The organism is Alkalibacterium indicireducens (assembly GCF_039522005.1).
Lineage (GTDB): Bacteria > Bacillota > Bacilli > Lactobacillales > Carnobacteriaceae_A > Alkalibacterium > Alkalibacterium indicireducens.
On record NZ_BAAADA010000181.1, the window covers coordinates 1 to 8553 of the forward strand.

General features: G+C 37.1%; 8 protein-coding genes. 1 reads left to right on the plus strand and 7 read right to left on the minus strand.

Annotated elements, in window-relative coordinates; translation table 11 throughout:
• Positions 1–91: 91 nt before the first annotated feature.
• The 5 genes from ABFX15_RS09820 to ABFX15_RS09840 all read right to left on the minus strand — a co-directional run bounded on the left by ABFX15_RS09820 (position 92) and on the right by ABFX15_RS09840 (position 4885).
• On the minus strand, positions 92–862 hold the full coding sequence (locus tag ABFX15_RS09820) for a tyrosine-protein phosphatase (RefSeq protein ID WP_346025241.1): 771 nt from the start codon (positions 860–862) through the stop codon (positions 92–94).
• 18 nt (positions 863–880) lie between these two features.
• The gene (locus tag ABFX15_RS09825) at positions 881–1582 is read right to left on the minus strand and encodes a CpsD/CapB family tyrosine-protein kinase (RefSeq protein WP_346025242.1); all 702 of its coding nucleotides are present in this window, start codon (positions 1580–1582) and stop codon (positions 881–883) included.
• Positions 1583–1594: 12 nt separating this feature from the next.
• The gene (locus tag ABFX15_RS09830; protein WP_346025243.1) at positions 1595–2338 is read right to left on the minus strand and encodes a YveK family protein; all 744 of its coding nucleotides are present in this window, start codon (positions 2336–2338) and stop codon (positions 1595–1597) included.
• A gap of 305 nt (positions 2339–2643) precedes the next feature.
• Positions 2644–3813: a nucleotide sugar dehydrogenase gene (locus ABFX15_RS09835; RefSeq protein ID WP_346025244.1), complete on the minus strand. Its 1170-nt coding sequence runs from the start codon at positions 3811–3813 to the stop codon at positions 2644–2646.
• 91 nt (positions 3814–3904) lie between these two features.
• Positions 3905–4885, minus strand: coding sequence for an LCP family glycopolymer transferase (locus tag ABFX15_RS09840; protein WP_346025245.1), 981 nt, complete (start codon positions 4883–4885; stop codon positions 3905–3907).
• Between the two features lie 140 nt (positions 4886–5025).
• Between ABFX15_RS09840 and ABFX15_RS09845 the strand changes: the two genes are divergently transcribed.
• On the plus strand, positions 5026–5403 hold the full coding sequence (locus ABFX15_RS09845) for an integrase core domain-containing protein (RefSeq protein WP_346025246.1): 378 nt from the start codon (positions 5026–5028) through the stop codon (positions 5401–5403).
• A gap of 300 nt (positions 5404–5703) precedes the next feature.
• Here ABFX15_RS09845 and ABFX15_RS09850 read toward each other — a convergent pair whose 3' ends face one another.
• Together ABFX15_RS09850 and ABFX15_RS09855 are read right to left on the minus strand one after the other, a co-directional pair.
• The gene (locus ABFX15_RS09850) at positions 5704–7827 is read right to left on the minus strand and encodes an N-acetylmuramoyl-L-alanine amidase (RefSeq protein WP_346025247.1); all 2124 of its coding nucleotides are present in this window, start codon (positions 7825–7827) and stop codon (positions 5704–5706) included.
• A 41-nt stretch (positions 7828–7868) separates the two neighbouring features.
• On the minus strand, positions 7869–8423 hold the full coding sequence (locus tag ABFX15_RS09855) for a glycoside hydrolase family 73 protein (protein WP_346025248.1): 555 nt from the start codon (positions 8421–8423) through the stop codon (positions 7869–7871).
• Between the last annotated feature and the right edge of the window lie 130 nt (positions 8424–8553).

An 8553-nucleotide genomic window follows, 5' to 3' on the forward strand; every position in this document is an offset into this window, starting at 1 on the left:
CATTTTAATATTAAAATTGAAGAGTTACCATCTCTAGAAAAAAAGTTTCCGCCAAAGTCTTGACACATACTCATCTCGTGTCCTCCTTTACTTATTTAAACCATTTTGAAATGAGCGATTTTTTTATGTGATGGGTGTCTGGTGCAATCACTGGGTCTCCATTGAGCAAATCTTTTGTCGTCTGGTGAAACGCATTTCTTTTGCTTCTACCGTAGTTTTTCGCTAACAAGTCATAAGCTTTTTTCATATGAAAAGCACGATTACCTGTGTTATGAGCATCTGAAGCAATAAAGTGAACGAGATTCGCTTCAATGAGCTGCTTGCTAAGCTTTTCGATATTTTTTCCAAAGCCCCCTGTATAACTAGATGCTGTCAATTGAGCCAAGGCCCCTTTATCGATAAAGTCTTTTAACCGATTAGGATGTTCTAGAATCTGATGATTTCTTTCAGGATGCACAATGACTGGTGTCTTCCCATTTAACTGCAGCTCGTAAAACAATCTTTCTGCGTAAGTAGGGATATTAGACGTCGGAAATTCAATCAGTATATATGTTTGGCTTTCGTCCGTAAAGAGGATCTTATCAGCATCTATATCATTGATTATTTCTCCATAGATGCTGACTTCTTGTCCCGGAAAAATAGTTAAGTTGATATTTCTGGCATCTAATTCTGACTGCAGCTCGCTGACATACCTTACAACATCAGCTTTGTCGTTGATCCAGCTTCGCTTCTGATGGTGAGGAGTCGCCAGAATATGTGTGATTCCTTCTTCAACGGCAAGTTCTGCCATTTTAATGGAGTCCTCAAGCGTTTGAGCCCCATCATCGACTCCTGATAGTATATGACAATGTAAGTCTATCATTGATAGCACATCCTTTAATTATTCACCGTAATAGTAATAATAGCTGTCATCTGATTTATCTACACGGTTTAATACTGCTCCAAGGACATTAGCCTGTACTTTTTCAAGTAAGTCTTTAGCTTTAAAGACTTCATCCTTATTAGCCTGACCCTTAGGTATAACGAATAATACACCATCAGTCATTGAGGCCATTACTTGTGCATCAGTGACAGCTAATAGTGGTGGCATATCGAAAATGATCAAATCGAAGTAATCCAGCATTTCCTGTTTAATTTCTTCCATACGCTTTGATCCCAATAATTCTGCAGGATTAGGTGGGATTGCTCCACTGGTCAAAATATATAATCCCTCTGAATGAGTACGGTAAATCATTTCCTCTAAATTTGCTTTGCGATCAGTAAGTAACGTCGTTAGTCCATCTGTATTTCTTACTTTAAATGTTTTATGCACAGTTGGTTTGCGCAAGTCTGCATCAACAAGTAGAACTTTCTTTTCCTTTGATGCGAATGTAGCAGCTAGATTAGCTGAAACTGTAGTTTTCCCGGATACTGGTCCGGCCGAAGTCACAACGATGGTTCGTAACGTTTCGTCCACCATAGAGAATTGAATATTTGTTCGAATCGTTCTGAACTGTTCTGAAACGACCGAAGACGGTTTGTTTACCACTACTAAGCTAGGACGGTCAGCCGTATATACTTTTTTCTTTTTATTAAATATCATCATGCTTTCCTCCTAGACCTTAGACCTGACATTACTTGTCTCATTTGTACGTTGCGGTAAAGCCTGTCGGCCATCCGACTTCAATTCATCGGCTGACATTTCTGCTATACGCCCAAGACTAGTCCAGCCCAGTTCTTCAACGATGAATTTTTCATCTTTAACCGTGTTATCAAGAAATTCCAGAAGAAAGGCCAGACCTACTCCAATCATTCCACCTAATACGACACCAATAGCCAAATTCAGCATATGATTGGGAGATATAGGATTAATGTTTGGCTCAGCTTGAGAAATAACAGTCACGTTATCCACGTTCATGATCTCATCTAGATTTTCTTGAAAAACCGAAGCGGTTGTATTAGCAATGGTTGCCGCATTGTAAGGATTTGTATCAACCACACGAATCGAAAAGACTTGAGAGTCTGCTTCATTAGAAATCGTAATTTTGTTTGATAATTCAGAATGAGACAGATCAAGATTCAGTTCATCTCTTACTTCATCCAGTATAACTGGTCCTTTGATTATGTCTTTATATGTATTAATCAACTGAACATTCGTATCAATATCTGATCGCTGAATGGCATCTGCCTGTTGAGTACGGTTAACGAGTAGCTGGGTTGTTGAACTGTATTCTGGTGTTGCTACGAAAAAGGTATAAAAGGAAACTACCAATAGGCCTACTAATGTTAGGCTGATGATTAGTCCCAACCTTTTTTTTATAATATTAAATAATTCTACTAAACTGATTTCTTCTTCCATATTATCCTCCTGTTGCTACACCGACTGAAATTACTAATATCTATATAGCAAATTATCATAGATTACAGAATAGCATATAAAATAACAACTTTGTACCGGGTGAACAATATATTAAAATTTATTAAAGTGATTAATTCAAAAAAATGACACATTTCGAGTTTGAAATAATTATAATTACAGATCCTAACATTTAATACAAATAAATAACCTGTTTCCATTCAAACCGATTTAAATATTCATAACTTAAAATGCACTAGTCGGATCGACCGAAAGGATTCAGTCCTATCCAACCAGTGCACGTCCAATTAATTATTGTTGTACAAATCTCTAGTGTATACTTTCTCTTTTACATCTTCTATATCTTCAGTAATTCTGTTCGCTACAATAACGTCTACTTCATTTTTAAATGATTCCAAATCATTATTAACTTTTGATCTGAAGAATGTGTCCTCGGTTAATACCGGTTCATAAACAACGACTTCAATCCCTTTAGCCTTGATACGCTTCATAATTCCCTGGATAGCGCTTTGACGGAAGTTATCGGAACCAGATTTCATGACAAGACGGTAAATTCCTACTTTTTTCGGATTTCTAGCAATGATTTGTTCTGCGATGAAATCTTTACGTGTGCTATTTGCGTCAACGATAGCTGCGATTAAATTATTTGGTACTTTGTCGTAGTTAGCCAATAACTGCTTCGTATCTTTAGGCAGACAATAACCGCCGTAACCAAATGAAGGGTTATTATAATGATCACCGATACGAGGATCTAAAGAAACACCATCAATGATTGACTGAGTATCCAGATTGTGCACTTCAGCGTAGGTATCCAGTTCATTGAAGTACGCCACACGTAGAGCTAGATAAGTATTTGCAAACAACTTAACTGCTTCGGCTTCTGTTGACTTCATTAAAAGAACAGAAATGTCTTTTTTAAGCGCACCTTCTACAAGTAAGTCCGCAAATTTCTGGGCACGTTCTGACTCTTCACCTAAGATGATACGACTAGGATATAGATTATCATATAAGGCGTTTCCTTCTCTAAGGAACTCTGGTGAAAAGATGATGTTGTCCGTATCGAACTTGTTTCTAAGTTCCAAAGTATAACCTACAGGAATAGTGGACTTGATAATCATTGTTGAATTCGGGGAATACTTCAGTACATCTGAAATCACATCTTCTACCAGTGATGTATCGAAGTAATTTGTTTTGTCGTCATAATTAGTTGGTGCAGCAATGACTACATACTCCGGGTTATTACCGTATGCCTCCCCTTTGTCAGTTGTTGCCACCAAGTCCAAATCTTTGTTTGCAAGATAATCAGATATTTCCTTATCAACAATGGGAGATTTTTTCTCATTGATCATATCAACTTTTTCTTTAATAACTTCTAAGGCTTTAACTGAGTTGTTTTGCGCCAGTAAAATAGCATTAGATAAACCAACATATCCCATGCCTACTACAGTAATATTCATCTAGTTCATCCTTCCGAAATTTTTACATACAATACAATAATACCCTGTTAAGATGGAATCTACAACAGGGCAGTAAAATTTTATACAATAGTTAATTCAATTCGAGTTCAGATTTCAAATGATCCTGCACACGTGCAATTTCCTCATCGGGTATCATTTCATAATACACACCATTCATCATTGTTCCGCTACCTGAAAGCTGAAGCTGTTCGACATTTGATACAGATGATCGGTAGTTGTTAAACATATCCACCATATCTTCAAAGGCCATATTTGTACGCATATTAGTACTCATCGCTCCAAGGATTGATCGATAGTTCATTACAGAGTCAAGAGACGCCACACTTTGCATCGTGGCTTCAATAACTTGCCTCTGGCGGTGCTGTCTTCCGTAATCTCCTGAGGGATCATTCTTTCTCATTCTAGAGTACGCCAGAGCTTTAGCCCCATCCATGTGAGTGGTCTGCCCCTCTACAAATGTGTACTCCCCTTGAGAAAATGTAAGTGAAGGAACAACGTCTATACCACCTACAGCATCCACGATTTGTTGCATGCCCTCCATATTAACTGATACATAATAATCCACTGGAATATCAAACAGATTTTGAACTGTATTTACAGTCATGCTTGTACCGCCAAAGGCATAAGCGTGATTTATTTTATCCATAGTCCCACGTCCGACGATTTCCGTATAGGTATCTCTAGGAATACTGACTATGCTCGTTTTTTCAGTATTGGGGTTTATAGTTAATAGCATGAGTGTATCTGAGCGCCCTGACATGTTATCTGGACCATCTGTATCGACACCCATTATAAGAACAGAAAATGGGTCTTCACCTTTATCAACATCAAGAGGTCTTTCCTGACGACTTGTATGCTGCTCCTGTGCTTCCACTGGTTTATACATTTCGTCTGTTGTAGATCTCAGGTCTGAGTATACTTGCCACCCAATATAAGCAGCTATTGCTCCTATAAGAGTAAACATTAGCATAAATATAGAAAAGATGATTTTTCCAGCTGTTCGTTTATTATTTCTTTTGTAATGTTTTCTCGATCTTGATTGTTTAGTCATAGACTTCCTTCTCTCTTCAAAATATCTATCTATAAGTTTACCAGTTTATATGTCTTTGATTATTATAAAATGTGAATAAATCACAACAATTTAGCTTGCTACAGATATTGCGCTAGTTATTTTTTCCATCTAGCCGACAGATGACTGTGGGTCTGGTCTTTGATACTTTAACCAAGGCAACCCAACGATACGGTGCGGCCGAAGGACTCATTCTCCATTCTGACCTTGGTTCACACTACACAAGCGAAGCGTATGAATCTGCGCTAGAAAAACAAGGGATTCGTCATAGTTTCAGTCGGAAAGGAAGTCCTTACGATAATGCCGTAATCGAATCCTTTCATTCTATCGGAAAAAAGGAAGGAGTTTATCAAAATAATTATCCTGATTTCGATACCGCTTATAGAGAATTATTTCAATACATTGAAGCCTTCTACAATCGGAAGAGAATTCACTCGGCACTTGGGAACCGAACGCCCCTAGCCATTGAGCAAGCATACTTAGATCAAGCAGTCATTTAAGTTAGACGGAATCAATAGGACGGTTAAATAGAAAGACTTTAGCTTTCCTCATGGTTTCGGTAAATGTTCTAAAATGCGTCAGCGGTTAGAACGTTTACCGAAACCTTGAGTCCTCAAAACGGTCCATGTTTCATTAAGAAATTCTCTTAAATCGTGTCCAAGATATTGACGTAATACCAATAGGTTTACTTTTAACTAAGGAAAAAACTCAACTTTAATGAATATATTATATTTATTCATAAAAAGACTTAGAAGGATTATCATTAACTGATTCCCTTCCAAGTCTTAATGTTTAATATATTAAAATCCAAAGTATGAATCTATACCATTTTTAGTTGCCATTGCAGCTATTCTTTGATGTTGAGTAGTTCTAATAATAGATAATTCAGTTGCATTATCCATAAAGCCGTATTCTACAAGGACAGCAGGCATTTTAGTCATTCTTAGTACTCCAAAATTGTTTCCTTTTATTCCACGATCATTAAGTTTAGTTGCTGATATTAATCGAGGATGTATCTGATCAGCAAGTCTTAGGCTGTCTCTAATTCTAGGATCACTTGTAAGGAACGCATTCCTGTTTGTTTCCTGACCGAACCCGGAGGATACACGATGATGGATAAATGTTTCTATTCCACGTGCTCTTCCAGCATTAACTCCCCCCATCGCATTATAATGAATACTTACAAATATATCGGCATTTCTAGCATTCGCATCATTTGCTCTTTGTTCTAAAGTTAAAAATGTATCACTGTTTCTAGACATAACCACTTCATATTTACCTGAAGATACTAGATAATCTCTTAAAATACGTGCAAGAGATAGATTCAAAGTTTTTTCTGATATACCACCATAAACTGGACCAGAATCTATTCCACCATGGCCAGGATCTAGATAGATAATTTTTTTCGATGATTTATATAAATCTCTAAATCTTTCATTGATTCTATTAGAAAGGGTGTTTGTGCCACCTAAAATTATAAAATGATTTAACCCTTTGTTTCTAGCGTAGTTTTCAGCTGTTTGAATATTGTTGTCTCGCTCATCCAATAGTAACACTCCACTATTTTCCCTCGAAGCTAGAATTGATCCAGTAAGTATGTCTGCGAAAGCTGTTCCAGAACCAATATAAACTTTTCTGCCTGAGATTCCCCAGTGATTTAACACTCTTTTATTGACTTCATATCTATCTTTTCCAGCCAACCGTGTAGCGTTGCTGACTCTACTTTTAAGCTGATTTTCATCAGTATTGCTTATTGAAGTTGTCCCAACAATAATTCGCCAGTCTTTAATTGTGTTTGTCAGTTTTCTGACTTCTGGATGAAGCTCATTAGCTCTCGTTAACAAGATTGGTTGTTTGTATCTTCCTGCTACTGTAGAAATACTCACAGCATCAGCATATGCGTCGCCGTTAACTAAATGTGCTGTTGAAGGTCCGCGTAATGAAATCACTTCTTCAGCTATCATTCTAGATGTATCATAGCGGTTTTGTCCAGCTATCCGTCTGACATTTAATCCTCTGTTTTTTAAAGTATTACTGATGTGTTCTGGTACTGAATGAGGACCGCCTAAAATTATAATATTTCGAGCTTTCAGACGGGCAATTTCTGTTAATGTTTCACTATCTATTCTCTTATCACTAACCAGTAACATTGGTGCATTATGATGAGCAGCCAACGGAGTGCCAGAAAGTGCATCTGTGAACTTATATCCATTGGCAATGATAACGGTATCGCTACTGCTCCATCCTCTTCTGCTAATGTTTTCAGCCACTCTCATGCGGTTCTGACCTGCAATTCGTTCCACAGTGGTATTGTTAGCAGTTGAACTGACAGACATCATATTCATGTTGGAAACTTCCTCTAGTGGAGTAGTCATCAGGGAGTTAACAACTGATTTCTGCTTATTTTCTTCTCTAATGAACTGTAATCTTTCAACTAAATCTTTATTTTGACTAGCTCCAAATTCTTTTGGTTCTAGTACCTCTATCATGGAATGGATGGTATCTTCATCATCTATAAATAATTGAAACGCATCAAGGTTTTCTATTATTTCTTCTTCAGTTAGTTCATCATATGAGTTCAAAAAATCCATGTATGATTTTTCCATATCTGAATAAGAATCTTCTGCTCCGTCCAGGAATACCTCTTTTGTTTCACCATCTACTCTATCAGTAGGTGCTTCATCTTGAATGTCCTCTTCGTTACTTCCTTCTCGGCTCACTTCTTCTCTGGTGACCTCATTAATTGATTCATCTTTACTATTAAGTCCATCCTGAACAACGGCTTCAGTTACAACATCTTCAGTTTCATTGTTTTCTGAGGCGGAAACAATAGTGGATATGAACGATCCAAAATTCCCTGATAACATAATAGTGGCAGATAGTGCTAGAAGCAACTTTTTAAGTCGCTTATTAATACATTGCATTTTAAGATGTTCCTTTCTAAGTAATTATTTTTTGTCATAATTTATTTATCAAATTGAGTGAGATTATGCTCATTGATTATTCTTCTAATTGCTGTAAAGTAAGCTGGATCAGTAGCGTAACCTCTCAGTCCACCTTTATCTAATACTTCCCACACATCCTTTGTATTACTCTGCCAAGTTCCTCTATAATAAAAATCTTCTCCTGTTCCTCGACCAAATCTTAATAACTGAGCATAAGCCTGTAAGGACTGCTCGTATGAAGGAAAGCGTCTAAAACCAGCTAAAACGGAAATATTCTCATTGTTCATATGTTCCCATGTCCAAGTTAAAACATACGCTTGATCCCCTCTAGCTTTTATTCCAAAGAGGTTATGATAAGGCGGTCTAGCAAGTTGACTTTCTCCAATGGCACGAGCAACACCACTTTCATGAATAGCTTGAGCAATCATTAATGAAGGGTAAAGAGCTTCTTGTTTAGCCTCAGTTGATACTTTGACAGCTAATGGTGAAATCCATTGAATAAAATCTTGTACATTATTAAACTGAGATTTGTTATCAGTTTTAATTAGATTCGACTTCTGAGCAGAGGGCAGCATTGACTCTACACCCTGACGAGTTACAGCTAACTTATTTCCAATAGCAATATTATTAATATCTCAAGTTTCGCACCCTAATCAGACCTTGGAAAGCCTATCGGCTTAAGGTTAATCAACGAGATCAAACAGT

Coding starts and splice junctions, on each gene's coding strand:
- ABFX15_RS09820 (WP_346025241.1), bottom strand. CDS start 862: ATGATAGACTTACATTGTCATATACTATCAGGAGTCGATGATGGGGCT.
- ABFX15_RS09825 (WP_346025242.1), bottom strand. CDS start 1,582: ATGATATTTAATAAAAAGAAAAAAGTATATACGGCTGACCGTCCTAGC.
- ABFX15_RS09830 (WP_346025243.1), bottom strand. CDS start 2,338: ATGGAAGAAGAAATCAGTTTAGTAGAATTATTTAATATTATAAAAAAA.
- ABFX15_RS09835 (WP_346025244.1), bottom strand. CDS start 3,813: ATGAATATTACTGTAGTAGGCATGGGATATGTTGGTTTATCTAATGCT.
- ABFX15_RS09840 (WP_346025245.1), bottom strand. CDS start 4,885: ATGACTAAACAATCAAGATCGAGAAAACATTACAAAAGAAATAATAAA.
- ABFX15_RS09845 (WP_346025246.1), top strand. CDS start 5,026: ATGACTGTGGGTCTGGTCTTTGATACTTTAACCAAGGCAACCCAACGA.
- ABFX15_RS09850 (WP_346025247.1), bottom strand. CDS start 7,827: ATGCAATGTATTAATAAGCGACTTAAAAAGTTGCTTCTAGCACTATCT.
- ABFX15_RS09855 (WP_346025248.1), bottom strand. CDS start 8,423: ATGCTGCCCTCTGCTCAGAAGTCGAATCTAATTAAAACTGATAACAAA.